A 20,920-nucleotide genomic window follows, 5' to 3' on the forward strand; every position below is an offset into this window, starting at 1 on the left:
TCGGATCCTGATGCTCAGATGTCCGAAAAGAACTCAGGCGAGCTGTCCAGCTAAGAAGCGGAGAACACTTCGCCGCTTGCGCTGCCGCCCAGACTGCGCTTGTAGGCTTGCGCGACCACGGCGGCCGGCACGCCTTGCGACGGATCGCGGCCCATCGACTGGAGCGTCTCGGCGACCCAGCCGGGGCTGACCACATTCACGCGGGCTTTGCCATGCAACTCGAGCGCCGCCGAGCGCACGAACGCTTCCACGCCGGCATTCACAATGCTGACGGCCGCGCTGCCTTCCATCGGCTGCTGCGCGAGGACGCCGCTCGTCAGCGTGAAGCACGCGCCTTGCGACACATGCGCCGCGCCACACCGCACCAGGTTGACCTGACCCATCAATTTGTTGGCAAGACTGAACGAGAAATCCTCGTCGGAGAGCGAGGCGAGTGGAGCGAACTTCGCTGCGCCGGCGGTGCAGATGACCGCGTCGAGTGTGCCGGCTTGCTGATACATCGACTCGATGCTGGGTTTGTTCGACAGGTCCACGTGCAGATCGGAACCCTTGCGACTCGCGGTGACGACGTCGTGTTCGGCACCGAGCAGCTTGACCACTTCGCCGCCGATCAGACCCGTTGCACCGACAATCAGTATTCGCATAGAACCTCCTAAGAGTAGGCCACGCGTGTCGACTGCATTCATATGGACCGCGGCGCCAGTTCGCCGCTGAGCGCCATCGCGTCTGTTAAAGATAGTCGCTCCAGGGCGCCCTGCCGTCGAAGGGAGAAAAAGGAACAAGCCTGCCGTGAGGTGCATGACTCGCGCATCGGATCGTGCGTGCGCGCTATGGATCGCGACGAAATAAACACGCAAATATCCGCCAGGACCTTTTTTTGCTAGTCTGTGGATAGGGTGTTCCCAAGGGGCTTCAATGACGCGCGACAGCCTGAAAGTCGATAAACGACCCGCTGACAGTGATCCAGCCGCCGGTGCGCACTCTGCGCAAGAGGCCTTCGCGTCGTACGCGGCGCCTCTCGTCGATCATGCGATCGAATACGCCAATGCGGTGCGCGAAGACGCGTCGCCGGAAGCGCTGCACAAATTGCGTGTCTCGCTGCGCCGTTTGCGCTCCTTATGGTGGGCCTTCGAGCCGTTGCTCGAAAAAGGCGAGAACACGCGGCAACGTGCGCTATATAAGTTTCTGGCCACGGCTGCCGGCAAAACGCGCGACTGGGACATTCTGATTGAATTGCTGATACACGACGACAACGGTGCACGCAGCGGCACGAGCGAAATCGCGCCCAAACTCCAGGACGCTCGTGGCGCCGCGTTGTCGACAAGCCGCGAAACGCTCTCGAACGCCGACGTCAAGCATCTGCTGCGCGAAGCCTTGTCCAGCGCGTCCAAAGAATTGAATACCGCGCATGAACGCATGCCGCTGCGGAAATTCGCCAGGCAACGTGTGGCCGCTTCAGAGCGTTCGTTAAACAAACGGATGAAACGCGCGCGTCGGGCGAAACGCTCCAACTACATCGCCTTTCACAATGTGAGGAAGGCGGGAAAGAAGCTGCGCTATCTGCTGGAGTTTTTCGAACCCGTCCTGAGCGGTGGCCGCAAACGTACCCTCAAACGTTTGAAGCAGATCCAGAAACGTTTCGGTACGCTGAACGATGTGGTCGCGAGCGAGATGTTGCTGCGCGATAATGCTGCTCTGCTCGCGGGCTCCGGCGATACGGATGCGGCGCTCCACTGGCTCGGCAAGGAGCGCAAACGCCGGATGCGTTCGGCGGCCGGACTGCTGCGCAAACTATGATGCTGTGCGCATCGTAGCGCGCGGCCGCGAACGAAACGGCACGAATCGCATCCGAATAACAACATTGGCTGCGCGTCCGCATGGGTTGCGCCATGCGGATCGTCTGCGAAGGAGGTGATGCGCACGTGGCACGTCAAACGCTTTCGCTGCGTCGGCGCTGGCGCAAGAGGTTTCGCGCCTATGGCACGGGCGTATCGCGATACGTGGGTAATCACCCGTTTTTTGCGGGGATGGCCGGTACGCTGGTGGCCGTGTCCATGGCGGGCTTGACGCTGCTGACGCTCAGCACCGGCCGCGCCGATGCGCTCGATCACGCGCGCGACACTTCACAAAATCTCGTCGCGATCATTTCCACCGACCTCGAACGCAACGTCGAAATCTATGATCTGTCATTGCAGGCGATGGTGGACGGGGCGCGCAACCAGGCCGCCTGGACGCTGCCCGCCGGCGTACAGCGCGCGGTGATGTTCGACCGGGCGACGACCGCGGCCTACCTGGGCGGCGCCTACGTGATCGGCCGGGACGGGCAGGTGATCGCCTCGCAAAGCGGCGAGGTCAACGCCGCGGTGCGCCTCGCCGACCGCGACTATTTTCTGGCCCATCAACGCAGCCCCGCCGTGGGCCTGTATTTCTCACACCCGTTCCGCTCCCGGCTGCGCGACGGCAAACTCTCCATCGGTCTCACGCGGCGCATCGACCGGACCGATGGCACGTTCGCCGGCGTCGCGCTGCTGGCCATTCGCATCGAATATTTTCAACACCTGCTGGACCGGATCGATACCGGCCGGCTGGGTTCGGTATTCGTCGTGATGGACGACGGCACCTTGCTCGCGCGCAAGCCGCTCTCGTCGCGCGATATCGGCTCGAGCATCGCGAAGTCGCCGACGTTCCAGGTGATGGCCGCGCATAACGCGGGCACGTATGCGGCGATTTCGGCCGTGGACGGCGTGCGGCGTATGTACACGTACGCGCGCGTGCCCGGCACGCCGCTGATCGCGGTGGTCGCGCCCGCCGTGGACGAAGTGCTGGCGCCGTGGTGGCGTCGCAGCCGGATCGTCGGTGGGCTGACGCTCACGTTCGGTGTGGTCTTCGTGATGGTCTCGTGGCTGCTGTCGTTCGCGTTGCGCGACAAGCTGCGCGCGCAGGCGGCGCTGGTTCGTCTTGCCGCAACCGATCCGCTCACCGGACTGAGCAACCGCCGCGTGCTCGATAACCGGCTCGACGAAGAATGGCGGCGCGCGCGGCGCACGGGCCAACCGCTCTCGGCGCTGTTCATCGACATCGATCACTTCAAGCAATTTAACGACACCTACGGCCATGCGAGCGGCGACGAGGCTTTGAGCGCGGTGGCCGAATGCATCGCGGCGACGGTGCGTCGCGCGGTCGACGTGGTGGCGCGGTACGGCGGCGAGGAGTTCGCCGTGATCTTGCCGGACACGCCGGCCGAGGGCGCGCTCAATGTGGCGGAGAAGATTCGTCGCAAGGTGCAGAGCCAGGATGTGATCCGCAGCGACGGTGCAATCGTCGCGGTCACGGTGAGCGTGGGTTGCGCGACCTGTGTGCCGGCCGAGGGCGCCCATGCACTCGATCTGCTGGCCGCCGCCGACCGGCAGCTTTATGCCGCCAAGGCGGCCGGCCGCAATCGCGTCAGTTCGGCCACGTGGGCTGAACGTCCAATGACCCAGCATTCCTCGATGTAAGCGGCGCCAAGGCTGAACCGCGACCGGCGCGGCTCAGGTGCCTTGCGTGCTGCGCGGGGCGAAGCCGCGCAACGTGATCGCCCCGCGCGCCTCGGGTGCTCGGTTGCCGGTGGTCAGCTCGCCGGCCGGTGCAAGCGGTTCGACAGGAAAGCCGCGCCGCTGCCAGGCATCGAGGCCGCCCCGCAGTGCGCGAATCCGCGTGTAGCCGTTGTGACGCATGCGTTGCGTGATCTCGAAGGCGGTCGCGCTGTCCGGGCAAATGCAGTAGATCACCATGTCGTACGTCCGCAGTGCGCCGTCGATCTGCTCCTGCGAATGCGGATCGAGCGCGAGCGCGCCGGGAATGCGGCACGGCGCTTCGAGCGAGGGCGCTTGCGGGCGGGCGTCGAGCACCTTGGGCGGCGCGATGCGGCGCCAGCCGCCGGCGGCTGCCCGTTCCGCCGTAGCCGAGGCGGCATCGGCGAAACGGCGGCGTGCGCGGCGTCGTTGCTGCAGCCGGAAGGCGAGAAACACGAGAGCCGTGGCCAGCAAAACGTCGATGACGGTGCCGCCGCGGGCTTTGACGAAGTCGAGCAGCATATGCAGCTGCCGTTCCGCGGCGGCGCCGCCGACCAGCCAGAAGGCGGCCCACGCGAGGGCGCCGGCGAAATCGTAGGCCGCATAGATGCGGGCGTCGACGGCGGTCGTGCCCATCAGCGGCGGGGTGATGAGCGCGAGTCCGGGGACGAACTTCGAGATCGAGACGAGCGGCACACCGAAGCGCTCGAACAGCGCGCGCGCCTGGTCCACCTTGGAATCGACGGCAGGCGAGATCCGGCCGAGCGCGGCAATCAGCTTGCGGCCATACAGGCGGCCCGCCGTGAACCATGCGCCGTCACCCATTAGCGCGCCGAGCACGGCCGCGCCGAGGACCGGCCAGAAGGACAGGGTGCCGGCGGCGATCGCGGAGCCCGCGAAGAGAAGCACGGGCACCGCGGGGATCGGCACGCCGAGGCGCGTCAACAGGACGTTGAGGAACACGACCGCGCCACCCCAGGTTGACACCGCCGAAGACGGAAATTCTACCAATTGAGGCGCTCCTGTTTTTTGCGGTTGAGCCGACGTCCTTCGGGGGCTTTTTCACGCGGTTGCAAAGCGTGTACCCGGGCGGCCTACTGGTCGGCTTTCATTCGAGCGGGGTTCCGTTCGCTCAGGATACTCGATGGATTTGGCGCCGGGTGAGCATTGACGGCGTCATCGCGATCCGGCTGACCTGGTTCATTGACTCGCTTTGTCTCTGCAATTTCGTTCAAGACCGCCGCTTGGCATGCCTCTACTCTGCGTGCTCGATCCAACGAAGAGGACAGCACCATGAACTCGCGGTATGCCGGATATCTGTTTTGCGCGCTGGCGATGCTCGGCGTCGGCAGCACGGTGGTGGTCAGCAAAGCGATCGCGGCCGGACTGCCGCCGTTCAGCGCGACCGCGCTGCGCTTCTCGATTGCCTTTCCGTTGTTCGTGCTGGTGATGCGTTGGCGAGGCGTGCGCTGGCCGCGTCTGGACCGGCGCGATACCTTGCTCGTCATCGCCCAGGCGGGCGCGGGCAGTGTCGGCTATACGGTGTTACTGATCAGCGGGATGAAGCTCGCGTCGGCTGCCGATGCCGGCGTGATTGCCGGCACCTTGCCCGCCGTATCGGCCGGCGTCGCCATGCTCGCGCTCGGCGAGCGCCCCGCGCCCGCGTTGATCGGCGCGATCCTGCTGGCGACGGCGGGCGTGCTGGTGTGCACCGTGCATCCCGGCGAGTTCACCGCGCCGCATGCGGCAAGTTCGCTGGCGGGCAACGCGCTCGTGTTCCTCGCGATCGTCTGCGAGGCGCTGTTCATTCTGCTCAATCGCAAGCTGCGCACCGCGGTGGCGCCGTTGCCGCTGTCGGCGTTGATGTGCGGCATCGGCTTCGCGGTGGCGATCGTGCCGGCCTGCTTCGAGAAACCATGGACCTTGCCGGTCGATGCGAGCGCACTTGGCGGCGTGCTGTATTACGCGCTGGTGCCGACCGTGGCGGGCTTCGTGCTCTGGTATGCGGGGGCCGCGCGAATCAGCGGTGCGGAGGCGGGATTGATGACCGCGCTCGTACCGGTGAGCGCGGTGGCGTTGGCCGCGCTGGCGTTGGGCGAACCCGTCAGCGCGGCGCAACTGGCCGGCGTCGCGTGCGTGCTGGGCGCGGTATTGCTGGCCACCTTTGGGCAGATGCGCACGAGGCGCAGCGCGGCATGAGGCGCTGATGTCGCGCTGCGACTGCGCCTAAGCCTAAGTATTGGCGACCGCCACCACGCCCGGATTGCCGACGATCGACAGAAACTCGCGGCGTGTCGACGGGTCAGTGCGGAACGTGCCGATCATGCGCGAGGTGACCATCGTCACGCCGGCCTTGTGCACGCCGCGTGTCGACATGCATTGATGCGCGGCTTCGAGAATCACGCCGACGCCCGCTGGTTGCAGCACGTCGTTCAAGGTGTCAGCGATCTGCACTGTCATCTTCTCCTGGATCTGCAGGCGTTTGGCGAACGCATCGACGAGACGCGCCAGCTTGGAGATGCCGACCACGCGATGCTGCGGCAGATACGCCACGTGCGCGCGGCCGATGATCGGCACCATGTGATGTTCGCAATAGCTTTCGAAGCGGATGTCCTTCAGCACGATCATTTCGTCGTAGCCGTCCACTTCGGAGAAGGTGCGGGCAAGGATCTCACGCGGGTCGACCTGGTAGCCCGCGTAAAACTCCTCGTATGAGCGCACCACGCGCGCCGGCGTGTCGATCAGGCCTTCACGCGCCGGATCGTCGCCGGCCCAGCGCAGCAGCACACGAACCGCTGCTTCAGCTTCCTCGCGGCTCGGGCGCTCAGTGGCGGCTATGGGTTTGGTTTTCTTCGCCTTGCTGCTGGTCATCCGTCGCTCCTCCGGGATCGCGCGTCGGCGCTGTACGGAGCGCGCGGGTTCAATGAGTGCGGCCATTGTTCCATGTTTTGTGCCGCGTCGTGCCGATGTCCCTTTTCGCTGTCAGGGCGCGCCGCTCGGCCGCCGCTCATTTCGGCCATTCGTCCATTGCGTCGTTGAACAGTTCGGCAACCACGCCGCGCAGCCAACTGCCACGCGGATCGTTATGAAACTTGCGATGCCAATGCTGCCGCAGATCGAAATGCGGCAACGGCAGCGGCGGCTCGACCAGCGTGATCGACGCATGCTCCGACACGTACGCGAAGCCGATCGCGTGCGGCACGGTCGCGAGCAGATCGGTGCGCGCGAGGATGAACGGCAGGCTCATGAAGTGGGGCGTTTCGAGCACGGCTCGGCGTTTGATGCGCTTCTTTTCCAGGTATTGCTCGAGGACTTCCTGGCTGCGTCCTTCGGCGCGCACGACGGCATGACCCGACGCCACAAACTGCGCCAGCGTGAGCGGCGCCTTCGCCAGTGGATGGTCGGTGCGCATCAGGCAGATGAAGCGATGCGTGAAGAGCCGTTGCTGGAAAAAGTTATTGCCCGCCAGATCGGGGAAATAGCCGATGGCCAGATCGACGTCGCCCGATTCGAGCCCGCGTTCCACCTGCGACGGCGAGACCGACACCGAGCGCAGATTCGCGAACGGCGCACGTTCAGCGAAGAGTTGCAGAAGCCGCGGCAGAAACACGATCTCGCCGACGTCGGAGAGCGCGATCGAGAAAGTGTGAGTGCTGGTGGCCGGGTCGAATTCCTGCACATCGAGCATGCCTTTCTCGATACGCAAGAGCGCGTCGCGCGCGGCGGGCAGGATGGCGAGCGCGCGCGGCGTGGGCTCCATGCCTTTGGACGTGCGCACGAAGAGCGGATCGTCGAAGTACTCCCGCAATTTTCCCAGCGCGGTGCTCACGCGTGGCTGGCTCACGCCGAGCTGCTCGGCGGCGCGGCTGACATTGCGCGTGTCTTCCATCGCAACCAGGTAGGGGATGAGGTTCAGATCCAGGTTTGTTTCGGACATGCTCGGTAACCTGCGGCGCGGGCCGCGTATTTGATATGTAGATAAAGGTTAGCCCAATAATCTCCCGTTAGGATAGTGCGATTCTCCGCTTTGGCCGGCCAACCCGAACAACTAACCGGCATGGCAAGCAGCGAGAACCTATGATTAGGGGGAATTCCCTGCCTTGACAACGCGCACGAAGGACAACCATAATCGCCTCAGCGTTCGCTAAACGAATCCATGTTCATGTAACGAACAAATTTGAAGCGAGCAAACTAACGGCGCCAGCTTCGCATCGCACTTGGCGAGCCGCCGCCGGCATTGGCCCGGAGACCGTCCCGCTCGAACCCTGCCCGCAAGGCAGCCAGCCTGGCGGCACGCAGCGCCCCAAAAGGAAATTCGACATGATCAACAAGATTTTCGAGTCACTTCAATCGGCGGTCGCCGATGTCAACGACGGCGCGACCGTCATGATCGGCGGCTTCGGCACGGCCGGCATGCCGTCGGAGTTGATCGACGCGCTCATCGAACAGGGCGCGCGCGAGCTCACCATCGTCAACAACAATGCCGGTAACGGCGACATTGGCCTCGCTGCGCTGCTCAAAGCCAAGCGCGTGCGCAAGATCATCTGCTCGTTCCCGCGCCAAACCGATTCGTATGTGTTCGACGCGTTGTATCGCGCCGGAGAGATCGAACTCGAACTGGTGCCGCAGGGCAATCTGGCGGAGCGCATTCGCGCGGCGGGCGCGGGTATCGGCGGCTTCTTCACGCCGACCGGCTACGGCACGAGGCTCGCCGAAGGCAAGGAAACCCGTTTGATCGACGGCCGGCATTACGTGCTGGAGGCGCCGCTGCACGCGGACTTCGCGCTGATCAAGGCGTACAAGGGCGATCGCTGGGGCAATCTCACCTATCGCAAGACGGCGCGCAATTTTGGACCGATCATGGCAAGTGCGGCGAAAACCGCGATCGTGCAGGTGTCGCAAGTCGTGCCGCTCGGCGCGCTCGATCCGGAAAACATCGTGACGCCCGGCATTTTCGTGCAGCGCGTGATCGAAGTGCCGCAAGCGGCCCACGCCCCAATGCCCAATCCTCACGACGCTGCCGCCTGATTCGGAGACCGACATGAAAAAACTGACCCGCGATGAAATGGCCAAGCGCGTTGCGCAGGACATCCCCGAAGGCGCCTACGTGAACCTCGGCATCGGCGTGCCGACACTGGTGGCGAACCACCTCGCCGCTGACAAGGAAATCTTCCTGCACAGCGAAAACGGCCTGCTCGGCATGGGCCCCGCGCCCGCCAAAGGCGAAGAAGACGACGAGCTGATCAACGCCGGCAAGCAGCACGTCACGCTGCTCACGGGCGGCGCGTACTTCCACCACGCGGATTCGTTCGCGATGATGCGCGGCGGCCATCTGGACTTCTGCGTGCTCGGCGCCTTCCAGGTGTCGGCCAAGGGCGATCTGGCAAACTGGCACACCGGCGCGCCCGATGCGATTCCGGCAGTGGGCGGTGCGATGGATCTGGCGATCGGCGCGAAGCAGGTCTATGTGATGATGGAACATCTGACCAAGCAGGGCGAAAGCAAGATCGCCGCCGAATGCACGTACCCGGTGACGGGCGTAGGTTGCGTCGACCGCATCTATACGGATCTGGCGATGATCGATGTGACCGGCCAGGGCCTCGTGGTGCGCGAGATTTTCTCGGACATCGATTTCGACGCATTGCACAAGCTGACCGGCGTGCCGCTGATCGACGGCACGCAAGCGGCGCGCGCGGCTTAACCAGGCTGAGCGAGACCGAGAGCCCGCGAGACGCGGCGAAGGCGCCGGCTAGCGTGCCGGCGCCGCGCGGCGCACACTTCACTTCCGATATCCTCGATCATCGACGTCATCATGCTCGAATCCAGCGCCCGTCTGACCGGCCTTCTTTGCGGCACGCAGCCGATGAACGACATCTGGGCGCCGCGTGCCACGCTGCAACGGATGCTCGATGTGGAAGCGGCGCTCGCGCGCGCTTCGGCCGCACATAGCGTGATTCCGCAGACGGCGGTGGCCGCGATCGAAGCCGCCTGTCAGGCCGACCAACTCGACGCCGACGCGCTCGCACGCGACGCCGCGCTCGGCGGCAACCTGGCGATTCCGCTCGTCAAGCAACTCACCGCGCGCGTCAAGGCAGCCGACGCCGAAGCGTCGAAATACGTGCATTGGGGCGCCACGAGCCAGGACATCATCGACACGGCGACGGTGCTGCAACTGCGCGACACCTTCGATCTGCTCGACAGCGGCCTCCAATCCACCTGCGACGCCGTGGCGAAACTCGCGGCCACGCATCGCGCCACGCCGATGATCGGCCGCACCTGGTTGCAGCAGGCGCTGCCCATCACGCTCGGCCTGAAATTCGCGCAATGGCTCGACGCGCTGCTGCGTCATCGCGAGCGGCTCGATGCGTTGCGCGCTCGCGTGCTGGTGCTGCAATTCGGCGGCGCGGCGGGCACGCTGGCGAGTCTGCGCGATGCCGCGCCGCACGTCACCCAGTCGCTCGCAAAAGAACTCGGCCTCGCCGTGCCGACGCTGCCGTGGCATACGCAGCGCGATCGCATTGCCGAAACGGCGTCGCTGTTCGGCATGCTGATCGGCACGCTCGGCAAGATCGCGCGCGACATCTCGCTGCAGATGCAAACCGAAATCGACGAACTCGCCGAACCGGCAGCGGCCGGCAAGGGCGGTTCGTCGACGATGCCGCACAAGCGCAATCCGGTGGGCTGCGCGGCTGTGCTGACGGCCGCCGTGCGTGCACCGGGGCTGGTCGCCACGGTGTTCGCCGGCATGGTGCAGGAACACGAACGCGCGCTCGGCGGCTGGCAAGCCGAGTGGGATGCGCTGCCGGACCTCGCGCGCCTCGCGGGCGGCGCGCTTGCCAACATCGAACAGATCGCCGCCGGCTTGAACGTGAACGTGCCGCGTCTCGCCGCCAATCTCGACGTCACGCATGGCCTGATTCTCGGCGAAGCGGTGATGCTCGCGCTCGGCGACAGCATCGGCCGGCTCGACGCGCATCATCTGGTGGAGCGCGCATCGAAAGCCGCGATCCGCGACGGCCAGACGCTGTTCGACGTGCTCGTCGCGGACCCGGCCGTCACCGCACATCTTCCGCTCGAGCGCCTGAAGCAACTGCTCGATCCCGCTCAATACGTCGGCCAGGCGCACGCTTATGTGGACGCCGCGCTGGCCCTTCACACCACGCGCTCGCAGCGCGACCATTCAAGGGAGTAACCGGTATGCCTTACGCCGCAGTCAACGGCACCGAGCTTCACTATCGAATCGACGGCGACCGTCACGGCAACGCGCCGTGGATCGTCTTGTCGAATTCGCTCGGCACTGATCTGTCCATGTGGGCGCCGCAAGTCGCGGCGCTGTCGAAACACTTTCGCGTGCTGCGCTACGACACGCGCGGCCACGGCCATTCGGAAGCGCCGAAAGGCCCGTACACGATCGAACAACTGACCGGCGACGTGATCGGCCTGATGGATACGCTGAAGATCGCCCGCGCGCATTTCTGCGGACTGTCGATGGGCGGCCTGACCGGCGTCGGATTGGCGGCGCGCCACGGCAACCGTTTCGAACGCGTCGTGCTGTGCAATACGGCGGCGCGCATCGGTTCGCCGGAAGTATGGGTGCCGCGCGCCGCGAAAGCGCGCAGCGAAGGCATGCTCGCGCTGGCCAGTGCCGTCCTGCCGCGTTGGTTCACGGCTGACTATATCGAGCGTGAGCCGGTGGTGCTGGCCATGATTCGCGACGTGTTCGTGCATACCGACAAGGAAGGCTACGCCTCGAATTGCGATGCCATCGACGCCACCGATCTGCGTCCTGAAGCGCCCGGCATCAAGCTGCCGGCGCTGGTAATCAGCGGCACGCACGATCTGGCCGCGACACCGGCGCAAGGCCGCGAACTGGCGCAGTCGATTGCGGGCGCGCGTTACGTGGAACTGGACGCCTCGCACATTTCCAACATCGAGAAAGCCGACGCTTTCACGAAGACTGTGATCGATTTCCTGACGGAGCAGAAATGAACGACGAAGATCGCTATGAAGCCGGACTCGATGTGCGACGCGCGGTGCTGGGCAGTGCGCACGTCGACCGGTCGCTTGCGAACCGTACCGAGTTGACGGAAGAGTTTCAGAATTTCATCACCCGTTATGCGTGGGGCGAAATCTGGACGCGTGATGGCTTGCCGCGCCACACGCGCAGCCTGCTGACCATCGCAATGATGGTCGCGCTCAATCGCAGCGAAGAACTCGCACTGCATCTGCGCGCCGCGAAGAACAATGGCGTGACGCGCGAGCAGATCAAGGAAGTGCTGTTGCAAACCGCGATCTATTGCGGCGTGCCGGCGGCAAATTCGGCGTTTCACCTCGCGGATAAGCTGTTCCGCGAAGATGACGCGGCGGCAGCGCAGCCGTAAGCAATGCCATAGAGACGACGTGCCAGGCAGCGTGCGAATGCGCGCTGCCTTTCAGCATTGACGATGTTTAGTTTCCATCCAGCCTGCAACGGGCTGTGATACGGATACCTGGTATCCGGCGGCGTTCGACCTGGACGCTGCGCACTGCGTGACTCACCCGCGAATTCCACTCTTCTCGTTTTTGCAGAAAATTCCTATATTGAAGCTGAATTTTCTTGCAGACATTTCAGCCTTTCTTGTTTGTATATCAGCATTTTCCAGAATTTTGCCGACCAAATTCGATAATAATATGAATGTTGGTCAATTCGAGGTTATTAATCTTTTGCATATTTTAGATGTGGATTTAATCACTTTAAGATAGTGATATTCGTTCGCGCGGGTTTGGCTGGTCCGTAGGACTTATCAAGAGCAATGGGGCAGGCTCCGGCGGGCGACTGGCGGAATCCTGTTGGGTTCCATTTGACGCCGCATGTTTCGCCGCTTCGTTGACCGCTTCGTTGACCGCTTCGTTGACCCTTAATCCAGCCGGCGCTGTTCAAGGCGATCTGCCAATATGAGCTTTACCTATAAACATGATGGCCGCGAGGAATCCCATCCTCGTGCCCATTTTAGTTCTCTCTTTTTACTTCCCTGGCAGCAACGCCATCTGATTGTCGCGCTGACCAAACGGGACATACTGAGCCGATATCGCGGGTCGGTGATGGGACTGACGTGGTCCATTGCTCAGCCGTTAATCATGCTCGCAATGTATACGGTTGTTTTCGGCACACTTTTGAAATCGCGCTGGCCTGGAACCGACAACAGTTTTCAGTTCGCCGTGATCCTGTTCGCAGGGCTCATTCTTTTCAATTTCTTCGCTGAGTGCCTGAATAGAGCGCCGAACATTATCACGACCCATGCCAACTACGTGACGAAGGTCGTCTTTCCGCTCGAGATCCTGCCGTGGATTGCGGTGGCCTCGGCGGCGTTTCACTTCCTGACGAGTTTTGCCGTTTGGATTGTCTTCGCACTGTGCGTCTACGGAAAGCTTCAGTGGACGATCGTGTTTTTACCGGCCCTCTTCATTCCACTCGCTTTAGTCGGCGTGGGGGTGGGTTGGCTGTTCGCCGCCACCGGCGTCTACGTGCGTGACCTGACGTATGTCACGGCGCTGCTTTCATCCATGTTGATGTTCCTGTCGCCGGTTTTTTACGCCCTCAATACTTTGACGCCGACTTTCAGGGCGCTCATTCTGGCCAACCCATTGACTTTCATCATCGAGCAGGCACGGGCGGTCATGATCGCGGGCCAGTTGCCCGACTTCGCCGGGATAGCGGTCTATCTGCTATGCAGCATCGGTTTCGCGTGGATCTGTCTGGCCTGGTTCCAGAAGACACGCGAAGGATTCGCGGACGTTCTGTAAATGCCGGTGCTTATGGACTTGAATCAAGTTAGCGAACCTGAAACCACGATTCAGGTGACACATGCCTCGAAGCGCTTCGACATATACGACACGCCGCTCGACCGTCTCAAGCATATCGTCTTCCCCAAACGCACCAGGTATTCCAGGGAATTCTGGGCGCTTCGGGACGTATCGCTTTCGGTGACTCGTGGCGAGACGGTCGGCATCATCGGGCGCAATGGCTCCGGCAAATCCACACTTTTGCAAATCATTTGCGGAACATTGCGTCCCACCGCGGGCGATATCGCGATCAACGGCCGCGTGGCCGCATTGCTCGAATTGGGAGCCGGTTTCAACCTGGAGTTTTCCGGTCGGGAAAACGTCTATCTGAACGCCGCCATGCTGGGAATGACGGCGGACCAGATCGAACGAAAATTCGCGAGCATCGAGCAGTTCGCGGAAATCGGCGATTTCATCGATCAGCCGGTCAAAACCTATTCGAGCGGCATGTATGTGCGGCTCGCGTTTGCCGTGGCCATTCACGTCGACCCCGCGGTCTTGATCATCGACGAAGCCCTTGCCGTGGGCGACGCGCGCTTCCAGGCCAAATGCTTCAACAAGATCGGGGAACTCAAGGAATCGGGCGTCACGATTCTTTTCGTGTCGCATGACGTCGGCTCGGTGCGAACCTTGTGTGAACGCGCCGTCTGGCTCGACGGCGGACGGGTTCGGATGGAGGGCAACGCGTTCGCCGTTACCGCGCAATACACGCAGTTCATGTCCGAAGGACTCGGCGAAAGCGAGCCGATTGGAATTTCCAGTCAGTCGGCAGACAGCGCGGCCGGCCATGATGAAGAAGCGAAGCAAAGCGATCAGATCACGGAAAGCGCGAGGCCGCTCGCCTCGAGCGCCAATGAGGAACCCATCAATCACTGGGGGACGCATATCGGATCGATCGTGTCGACCCAGATCCTGGACGCGGCCTGCCGTCGCCAGAGCGTGTTCACGGCATTCGAGCCGATGATCGTCCGTTTGGCGATCCAGCTCCCCGAAGGCGTCGATCGACGTGCTCTGAGCGTGGCCTTCTCCATCAAGGATACAAAAGGCACGGATCTGATCGTCCGAACCACCCACGACGAGAAAGGCGTTGACTTCGATTTCGACGGCAGCGAGTTCGAAATCGAGTTTTACCTGAGAAACCAGCTCAACACCGGCCGATATCTGCTCGTGGCGGCCCTTGAAGACCGGTCTGCGGCCGTGCCGCAGTACTACGAGTACATCGAGGGCGCCTGTTATTTCTCTTCCTATGTTGAAAGCGATCGATACGGGCTGTTCCTGCCGGACATCACAGAAAAAATACGCATGGAAGAAATGCCTCTAGACAGGCAATGACGGCATCGGAAAAGAGAAATTGGCAATAACGGCGACTCGAGAGGTTGGCCATGGACGGACAAGAAACAATGCTAGACGTAGTGCGCAGACAAACCCACGCATCGGTCGCAAAGCTGAGCGCTTCGATCTCCGACGCGGATGCTCTCATCAGGCAACACAATCAGATTGCCGAGGAGCAGCGTCTCGCGCGCAGAGATCGCTACACGCTTGCGAAGCGGTTGTCGGACGCGTTGTCGGAAATCCATAATCTCAAGCGCTCGCTGAACGAGGTGTCGAGCGAACTGTTCCTCGAGGTTCGAGAGCGCGAGCGGGTACAGGGCAGCCTCAGCGAAGTCTTCGAAAGCAGTTCGTGGAAGCTGACCGCGCCAATGCGACGGATCGCGAACGCGGCTTACGCGTTGGCGGCGCGCCGCAAGATGCCGACCGGTGCTGGCGTTCCCATGCAACAGATTGCCACGACGGACGTTGTGCCCATAACCAGCGGAGGCTACGAAGCTCACACGCGCGCCCAGGCGGCGTACTTTGGGAACTACGCCAAGGACCCGTCGAAACAAAGAAGGCACCAGATCAGCCGCCTGCTCGCGACCCATCCCGACCGTCGGGGCGTCGTACTGTGCCCGGTCGCCTATGATCTTTCGCTCAAACAGCGTCCCGACCACATCATGGCCGAGTTCGCAAAAGCGGGCTACCTGTGCGTGATGCTGGAGTTCGGCGGCCTATATCCCGTTATCCAGCCCAAGGCAAAAAACCTGTACGTTTCCAATATGGTCGAGGATTTCCTCGGCTATTTCCAGGACGAACCGGTCACGCTCTATCTCCATTGGCCGGGCTTCAAGTACGTCGCTGATATTTGCCGCTCTGCATTGACGATCTACGATGTTCTCGATGACCTGACCGTCTTCGCGAACTATTCCGACGTCATGCGCTGCGATCATGAGGTCTTGCTGCAGATTGCGAATGTCTGCCTGTTCTCGTCGAATCCACTGTACGAAGCGAACCGCGCGAAGGTCACGAATGCGCTGCTGCTGGAAAACGGCGTCTATCCCGAAGACTTCATTCACGGCGAGCGCGAGCGATGCGACGTGCCGGCGAAGCTGTACGAGATGGCGGCGAACCGGTGGGTTGTCGGCTACCACGGCGCAATTTCCGAACTGCTCGATTTCGATTTGCTCGACGAAATCGTGCGACTCAACGATATCGTGCTGCTGTTCGTCGGTCCCGTCGTCGCTTTCGAACCGCAATATGGCGACGAGGTTCAGGAGCGCATGGCGCGTCTGAAGACGTTCGACAATTTCATTCACCTCGGCCCGAAACCGTATGCCGAACTGAAGCACTATCTCGCCTGGATCGATGTCGGCATCGTGCCGTTCATAGTCAGCGAGAAAACGGACCCCGTTTCACCGCTTAAGCTGTTCGAGTATCTGGCCGCGGGGAAGCCGGTGATCGGTACGCCGACCCGGACCATCCGGGAATACGAACACGCCATCATTGTCGCCTCGGGAATCGACTTCGTGGATGCGGTCGCCAGCGGGCAGTGGTCGACCGCGTATACCGAGACGTCCGCGGAGGTCGCGCGTGCGCACGCCTGGCCGGTGCTTCACGCGCCGTTGCTCAGACAGGTCAACGCCAGGAACGTTGCGAAGCTGATGGCCACGTCCGCGCAGCGCACAGTGAAAGTAGACATCGTCAATGTCAACTTCTTCGACTGGAACGGCGAAACCGTCTATAAAGGCGGGGCGGAACGCTACGTCTACGACCTCGCAGTCGTGCTCCGTGGCATGGGCTGCGAGGTTCGCCTCCTGCAAAATGCGCTGGTGCCTTTCGAGCGCGAATTTCGGGGCGTCAAGGTCGTGGGGATTCACGCCGTGGACAACTTTGATTTCGACATGATGTCGAGCAAATACGCTGAGTTCTGCGCGGACGTCGATCTCATTATCGCGTCGCCGACCGAACTTGCCGCGTCGCTTGGAAAAAACAAGCGCGTCATCTCGATCAACCACGGCATCCATTGGGACGCAGCGTCCAATAACCTGGCGACGTTTGACCGGGGACGCTATGAAACGCTGTTCCGCGCACTTCGCAACAGTGACCAATGCGTCTGCGTCGATACGAACTTTATCAACTGGCTGCGAACCTATGACTGGGCTCTCGCCAATACGCTGACGTACGTCCCGAACTACGTCGATCTCGAGTGTTTCAGGAGCAATCCGAAGAACTTCGAAACAGGGGAGTTATGCGTTCTCCTGCCGCGCCGGCTTTATGAAGCGCGAGGTCTGTATCTGACCATCAACGCGTTCGATGTTTTGTTTTCGCGGCGCTCGGATATCCGCCTGGTCCTGTGCGGTCAGGCAATCGACCGCGATGCGGAAGCGGTGAAAGCGTTCATGGCGCGTCATCCAGACAAAGTGACGTGGATCGAATATGACATGGAGGACATGTACAAAGCCTATGTCGATAGCCATATCGTGCTGGTGCCAACCATGTATTCGGAAGGAACATCGCTCTCCTGCATCGAGGCTCTGGCGACCAATAACGCAGTCATCGCGACCAACGTCGGCGGACTGCCGAATCTGATCGTCGACGGCTATAACGGCAAGCTTATCCGTGCGGACTATATCGAGCTTGCTGCCGCTATCGAAGAACTGGCCGATGATCGAACCAGGCTCGCCAGACTTGCTGCGCACGGACTCGAGTCCTCGGCCGCGTTTGCGAAGAAGGAATGGGAAAACCGCTGGCGCGAAGTCATCGAAAGCACGCTCACTGTCGACTAGGTATCTATGGTGCCTATCGCGAACGCTCACGCATTCGATGGAATGGACAGACCGACAAGCCTTCTTATGACAGACATCAACTCAAAGCAATACTGGGACCATCGTTTCTCGACTGACTGGGTCTCTGCCGGCGGACACGGGCAAACGCGATTCTTCGCGACGGTTGCGGCCAAGCTGATGCCGGACTGGTTCAAGTACCTGGTGTTGCGGGAGCAATGGACTATCTGCGACTGGGGTTGCGCGGAAGGGCAGGGGGTCGATGAACTGAGCAAATGGCTCGGCGTGAACTCCATCAGCGGAGTCGATATTTCGGAAGTGGCGATCGAGAAGGCTCAAGCCTCGTTTCCGCATGGGCGTTTCAAAGCACAGTCGCTCGACGAGCTGGACGACTACGACGTTATTTTTTCGTCGAACACGCTGGAACATTTCGATAACCCGTTCGAAGTCGTCGCACGCCTCGCGGAGCATACGAAGCGCTTTCTGGTTCTGCTTCTGCCGTTTCAGGAATATGACCGGATTCCCGAGCATTTCTTCACGTTTGACCTGGACAACATTCCCGTCTGCCCGGTGCCCGGTTTCGCTGCCGTTGCCTGCCGCGTCGTCGATGCGGCGAGAATCAATATCAACTATTGGAATGGGAAGCAGATATTGGTCGTCTACGCGCGGCTCTCGGCGCTCGGAGACACCCAGCCCGATCTGCGCAATTTCTTTATAGGCGACGACACCTACGAAGCGTTCGCGCAAGAGCGTAGTCAAAGTATTGCCCAACAGCACGCCTCGGACAGGCAGCAGTTTGCGTCGCAGCTCGCTCAAACTCATAGCGAACAAGCTGCGACAAACGCGCTTCTCCAGTCGACAGAAAGGGCGCTGCAGGATGTATGCGCGGAACGCGATGCAGAGAAAGAAAAACTGACGTGCTCGCAAGAGACACTCGCCGAGCGGGATCAAGCGCTCTCCGAATTGAATCAGGCAATCACCGAGCGGGACCAGACAGTCGGCGAATTGGCGCAGGCAATCACCGAGCGCGAGCACACAATCGAGGCAGTGAAGCAGGAATGTGGCGCCCTGTCTGTAGAGACTGATTCGCTTCATGCGCGCATCGAAAGGTTGCAGATTGAAGGCGAGCGTTACGCGAGGCTCCTGGCCGAAGTCCGCGCACGCGCGGACGACGTCGAGCGGCAAATGGACGCGATGCTGCGCTCGAAGACGTGGCGGTTCACAAGCGCGATCCACCGGTTCCTCGGTAGGACACGGCCGCGTTAAGGCCCGATAGAACGCGGTTGCCTACCCTTTACCAAGTCCAATATCGGAACACGCTGTGAAAAAACGTAAGATCATCGTCACTATCGGAACCCGTCCTGAAGCGGTGAAAATGGCGCCGCTCGTCAAACAGTTGCAGCGCGAGGAATGGGCGGACTGCCGCGTTCTCGCAACGGCGCAGCATCGCGGCATGCTCGATCAGGTGTTGCGTCTGTTCGAGATCAAAGCCGATATCGACCTCGACATCATGCAGCCCAACCAGTCTCTACCCGTGCTGACTTCGCGGCTCATGGTTCGGCTGGATGAAGTGCTTGCCGCCGAACAGCCCGATGTGCTGCTCGCGCAGGGCGACACGACTACCGTACTGACGGCGGCGCTCGCCTCCTTTTACCGGCGCGTGCCGGTCGGACATGTCGAAGCCGGGCTGAGAACGGGCGATCTTTCAAATCCGTTTCCGGAAGAAATGAATCGTGTGGTTGCAAGCCGGCTCGCGCGCTGGCATTTCGCACCGACGGAGACCGCGAAACAGAACCTTCTCGCAGAGGGCATTGATGCGGCGAGCGTGTTCGTCACCGGCAACACGGTCATTGACGCCTTGCTGGATGTGGCCGGTCGGTGCGACGGCGCGGCGCCGTTCAAGGGGGACAGCAGGCTGATTCTGGTGACGTCGCACCGTCGCGAGAATTTCGGCGCGGCGTTTCAGAACATCCTGCGAGCGATCAAAACGATCGCCGACGACAATCCCGACGTCCATATCCTCTATCCCGTTCATCCGAATCCGAACGTACGTGAGACGGCATACGCCCATCTCGACGACCATCCGCGAGTCACGCTCTGCGAACCTCTGGATTATTTGCCGTTCGTCGCCGCAATGAAGCGGGCCTATCTGATCCTGACCGACTCCGGCGGCGTGCAGGAAGAGGCGCCCGCGCTCGGCAAACCGGTGCTCGTCCTGCGGCGCGAGACAGAGCGTCCTGAAGCGGTGGCGCATGATGTCGTGAAGCTCGTAGGCACCGACTACGCCGACATTGTCTCGAACACGCAACGGCTGCTCGATGACCCGTCCGAATACAAGCGTATGGCGCGCGGTGTGTCGCCTTACGGTGACGGCCTGGCGTCCGGGCGAATCGTAAGCGTGTTGAGAGACCATTTTCGGGTGTAACGCCGTCTTGCGGTGACGCGCTACGCCTCGCTATTCTGGCTCGCCTCATTCACCGCAAGCGCCGCCGCTTCCGCCGCCACCGGGAAACTCGACCGCACCGCACGCAACACCGTATCCTTGATGACCTCGCGCCAATGCGCGAGCGCCGCCTTGTCCATCATCGGCTCGCCGAGAAACGCGCCCAACGTGTACTGATTGGCGTTATAGAAATAGCCGAGCGACGCGATCATCAGATAGACATCGCGCGCTTTGACATCCGCACGAAAGACGTGCTGCGCCTGACCCGCGTCCAGTAACTTTTGCACCACCGAAATCGCGTAGCCGGAAATCTCCTTCAGCTTCAATGATTTCTTCGCGTGCTTGCCCTGGTGCAGATTCTCGCTGGAGAGCAGCGTGACGAATTCCGGATGATCGAGGTAATACTGCCAGACAAATTCGACCATCTGTTCGAGCCCATGCACGGGATCAGCCAGATCGAGATCGAGCTTGCTTTCCGCTTCGTTGAATTGCGTATAGATGGTTTCGAGAACTTCGACGAAGAGTTGCTCCTTACTGCCGAAGTAGTAGTAAATCATGCGATCGTGCGAGCGCGCCGCCTTCGAAATACTTTCCACGCGTCCGCTCGCATAACCCTGCTTGGCAAAGACCTTGATGGCCGCTTTCAGAATCTTGGCGCGCGTGTCCTGCGCCTGTTTCGCACGGATGCCGGTAGCGCCCGGCTTGCGGGCGGCGGTGGGACTCATGGCGGTCTCGAATCTCTTGTTAGCGTCAGGTTGAACGGCATGCGCCGCAGCGGCCAAGGCACGGACGCGCCTTCATCATACAGCCCGCATGGACTGCTGCGGCATGCGCAGCGCGATCATTCACTTCGGCGTAGATTGAAGCGTGACCCACACGGCAATGTGGCATTGCACCAATCACGCGCACGCCGGTAAATACGTTGCGCAGACTAAATTGATCGAGTAGATTTCTAACGGGTTTGGTGTAGCGGATACTACACGAACGGTGAGTGACCGCAA

The 20,920-nt window shown here is 61.6% G+C and carries 18 protein-coding genes; 13 read left to right on the plus strand and 5 right to left on the minus strand.

Annotated elements, in window-relative coordinates; all coding sequences use genetic code 11:
• Positions 1-50: 50 nt before the first annotated feature.
• Complete coding sequence (locus P0D80_RS02130; protein WP_408280720.1) at positions 51-644, minus strand: short chain dehydrogenase; 594 nt, start codon at positions 642-644, stop codon at positions 51-53.
• Positions 645-915: 271 nt separating this feature from the next.
• On the opposite strand from P0D80_RS02130, the gene P0D80_RS02135 reads away from it, so the two are divergent.
• Together P0D80_RS02135 and P0D80_RS02140 are read left to right on the plus strand one after the other, a co-directional pair.
• The gene (locus P0D80_RS02135) at positions 916-1,797 is read left to right on the plus strand and encodes a CHAD domain-containing protein (RefSeq protein WP_408280723.1); all 882 of its coding nucleotides are present in this window, start codon (positions 916-918) and stop codon (positions 1,795-1,797) included.
• A 125-nt stretch (positions 1,798-1,922) separates the two neighbouring features.
• Positions 1,923-3,497 (plus strand): sensor domain-containing diguanylate cyclase, encoded by a 1,575-nt coding sequence (locus P0D80_RS02140; protein WP_408280726.1) that lies wholly within the window; start codon positions 1,923-1,925, stop codon positions 3,495-3,497.
• 33 nt (positions 3,498-3,530) lie between these two features.
• Here P0D80_RS02140 and P0D80_RS02145 read toward each other — a convergent pair whose 3' ends face one another.
• The gene (locus tag P0D80_RS02145) at positions 3,531-4,565 is read right to left on the minus strand and encodes a VTT domain-containing protein (protein ID WP_408280728.1); all 1,035 of its coding nucleotides are present in this window, start codon (positions 4,563-4,565) and stop codon (positions 3,531-3,533) included.
• 282 nt (positions 4,566-4,847) lie between these two features.
• On the opposite strand from P0D80_RS02145, the gene P0D80_RS02150 reads away from it, so the two are divergent.
• Complete coding sequence (locus P0D80_RS02150; protein WP_408280731.1) at positions 4,848-5,753, plus strand: DMT family transporter; 906 nt, start codon at positions 4,848-4,850, stop codon at positions 5,751-5,753.
• 33 nt (positions 5,754-5,786) lie between these two features.
• On the opposite strand, the gene folE is transcribed toward P0D80_RS02150, so the two are convergent.
• Both folE and P0D80_RS02160 read right to left on the minus strand, forming a co-directional pair.
• Entirely contained in the window at positions 5,787-6,425 is a 639-nt protein-coding gene (folE, locus tag P0D80_RS02155) for a GTP cyclohydrolase I FolE (RefSeq protein ID WP_132378204.1), read from the minus strand.
• Positions 6,426-6,561: 136 nt separating this feature from the next.
• Positions 6,562-7,491 carry a LysR family transcriptional regulator gene (locus tag P0D80_RS02160; protein WP_408175188.1) on the minus strand — a complete coding sequence of 310 codons (930 nt, stop codon included), beginning with the start codon at positions 7,489-7,491 and terminating at the stop codon, positions 6,562-6,564.
• 383 nt (positions 7,492-7,874) lie between these two features.
• On the opposite strand from P0D80_RS02160, the gene P0D80_RS02165 reads away from it, so the two are divergent.
• The 10 genes from P0D80_RS02165 (at position 7,875) to wecB (ending at position 19,901) form a co-directional block, all read left to right on the plus strand.
• The gene (locus P0D80_RS02165; protein ID WP_132378200.1) at positions 7,875-8,582 is read left to right on the plus strand and encodes a 3-oxoacid CoA-transferase subunit A; all 708 of its coding nucleotides are present in this window, start codon (positions 7,875-7,877) and stop codon (positions 8,580-8,582) included.
• Positions 8,583-8,595: 13 nt separating this feature from the next.
• Positions 8,596-9,255 (plus strand): 3-oxoacid CoA-transferase subunit B, encoded by a 660-nt coding sequence (locus P0D80_RS02170; protein ID WP_408175187.1) that lies wholly within the window; start codon positions 8,596-8,598, stop codon positions 9,253-9,255.
• Positions 9,256-9,366: 111 nt separating this feature from the next.
• Entirely contained in the window at positions 9,367-10,746 is a 1,380-nt protein-coding gene (locus tag P0D80_RS02175; protein WP_408280736.1) for a 3-carboxy-cis,cis-muconate cycloisomerase, read from the plus strand.
• 5 nt (positions 10,747-10,751) lie between these two features.
• Positions 10,752-11,543 (plus strand): 3-oxoadipate enol-lactonase, encoded by a 792-nt coding sequence (gene pcaD, locus P0D80_RS02180; protein WP_132378194.1) that lies wholly within the window; start codon positions 10,752-10,754, stop codon positions 11,541-11,543.
• Complete coding sequence (pcaC, locus tag P0D80_RS02185) at positions 11,540-11,935, plus strand: 4-carboxymuconolactone decarboxylase (protein WP_132378192.1); 396 nt, start codon at positions 11,540-11,542, stop codon at positions 11,933-11,935. The genes pcaD and pcaC overlap by 4 nt, the downstream gene beginning before the upstream one ends.
• A 553-nt stretch (positions 11,936-12,488) precedes the next feature.
• The gene (locus tag P0D80_RS02190) at positions 12,489-13,337 is read left to right on the plus strand and encodes an ABC transporter permease (RefSeq protein WP_408280740.1); all 849 of its coding nucleotides are present in this window, start codon (positions 12,489-12,491) and stop codon (positions 13,335-13,337) included.
• Positions 13,338-14,708 (plus strand): ABC transporter ATP-binding protein, encoded by a 1,371-nt coding sequence (locus P0D80_RS02195; RefSeq protein ID WP_408280743.1) that lies wholly within the window; start codon positions 13,338-13,340, stop codon positions 14,706-14,708.
• A gap of 68 nt (positions 14,709-14,776) precedes the next feature.
• Positions 14,777-17,479, plus strand: coding sequence for a glycosyltransferase (locus P0D80_RS02200; protein WP_408280746.1), 2,703 nt, complete (start codon positions 14,777-14,779; stop codon positions 17,477-17,479).
• A gap of 66 nt (positions 17,480-17,545) precedes the next feature.
• The gene (locus P0D80_RS02205; protein WP_408280749.1) at positions 17,546-18,742 is read left to right on the plus strand and encodes a methyltransferase domain-containing protein; all 1,197 of its coding nucleotides are present in this window, start codon (positions 17,546-17,548) and stop codon (positions 18,740-18,742) included.
• A gap of 55 nt (positions 18,743-18,797) precedes the next feature.
• On the plus strand, positions 18,798-19,901 hold the full coding sequence (gene wecB, locus P0D80_RS02210) for a non-hydrolyzing UDP-N-acetylglucosamine 2-epimerase (protein WP_408280752.1): 1,104 nt from the start codon (positions 18,798-18,800) through the stop codon (positions 19,899-19,901).
• A 20-nt stretch (positions 19,902-19,921) separates the two neighbouring features.
• Here the strand turns inward: wecB and P0D80_RS02215 are convergent, their stop codons facing one another.
• A complete protein-coding gene (locus P0D80_RS02215; protein ID WP_408280754.1) occupies positions 19,922-20,644 on the minus strand; it encodes a TetR/AcrR family transcriptional regulator in 723 nt (240 codons plus the stop codon).
• Positions 20,645-20,920: the final 276 nt, after the last annotated feature.

It is taken from the genome of Paraburkholderia sp. RL17-373-BIF-A, assembly GCF_046030175.1.
Classification (GTDB): Bacteria; Pseudomonadota; Gammaproteobacteria; order Burkholderiales; family Burkholderiaceae; genus Paraburkholderia.

What these genes read in the sequence shown, in the direction of transcription:
- P0D80_RS02130 (WP_408280720.1), bottom strand. Translation starts at nt 644, where the DNA reads ATGCGAATACTGATTGTCGGTGCAACGGGTCTGATCGGCGGCGAAGTG.
- P0D80_RS02135 (WP_408280723.1), top strand. Translation starts at nt 916, where the DNA reads ATGACGCGCGACAGCCTGAAAGTCGATAAACGACCCGCTGACAGTGAT.
- P0D80_RS02150 (WP_408280731.1), top strand. Translation starts at nt 4,848, where the DNA reads ATGAACTCGCGGTATGCCGGATATCTGTTTTGCGCGCTGGCGATGCTC.
- folE (WP_132378204.1), bottom strand. Translation starts at nt 6,425, where the DNA reads ATGACCAGCAGCAAGGCGAAGAAAACCAAACCCATAGCCGCCACTGAG.
- P0D80_RS02160 (WP_408175188.1), bottom strand. Translation starts at nt 7,491, where the DNA reads ATGTCCGAAACAAACCTGGATCTGAACCTCATCCCCTACCTGGTTGCG.
- P0D80_RS02165 (WP_132378200.1), top strand. Translation starts at nt 7,875, where the DNA reads ATGATCAACAAGATTTTCGAGTCACTTCAATCGGCGGTCGCCGATGTC.
- P0D80_RS02170 (WP_408175187.1), top strand. Translation starts at nt 8,596, where the DNA reads ATGAAAAAACTGACCCGCGATGAAATGGCCAAGCGCGTTGCGCAGGAC.
- P0D80_RS02175 (WP_408280736.1), top strand. Translation starts at nt 9,367, where the DNA reads ATGCTCGAATCCAGCGCCCGTCTGACCGGCCTTCTTTGCGGCACGCAG.
- pcaD (WP_132378194.1), top strand. Translation starts at nt 10,752, where the DNA reads ATGCCTTACGCCGCAGTCAACGGCACCGAGCTTCACTATCGAATCGAC.
- pcaC (WP_132378192.1), top strand. Translation starts at nt 11,540, where the DNA reads ATGAACGACGAAGATCGCTATGAAGCCGGACTCGATGTGCGACGCGCG.
- P0D80_RS02190 (WP_408280740.1), top strand. Translation starts at nt 12,489, where the DNA reads ATGAGCTTTACCTATAAACATGATGGCCGCGAGGAATCCCATCCTCGT.
- P0D80_RS02195 (WP_408280743.1), top strand. Translation starts at nt 13,338, where the DNA reads ATGCCGGTGCTTATGGACTTGAATCAAGTTAGCGAACCTGAAACCACG.
- P0D80_RS02200 (WP_408280746.1), top strand. Translation starts at nt 14,777, where the DNA reads ATGCTAGACGTAGTGCGCAGACAAACCCACGCATCGGTCGCAAAGCTG.
- P0D80_RS02205 (WP_408280749.1), top strand. Translation starts at nt 17,546, where the DNA reads ATGACAGACATCAACTCAAAGCAATACTGGGACCATCGTTTCTCGACT.
- P0D80_RS02215 (WP_408280754.1), bottom strand. Translation starts at nt 20,644, where the DNA reads ATGAGTCCCACCGCCGCCCGCAAGCCGGGCGCTACCGGCATCCGTGCG.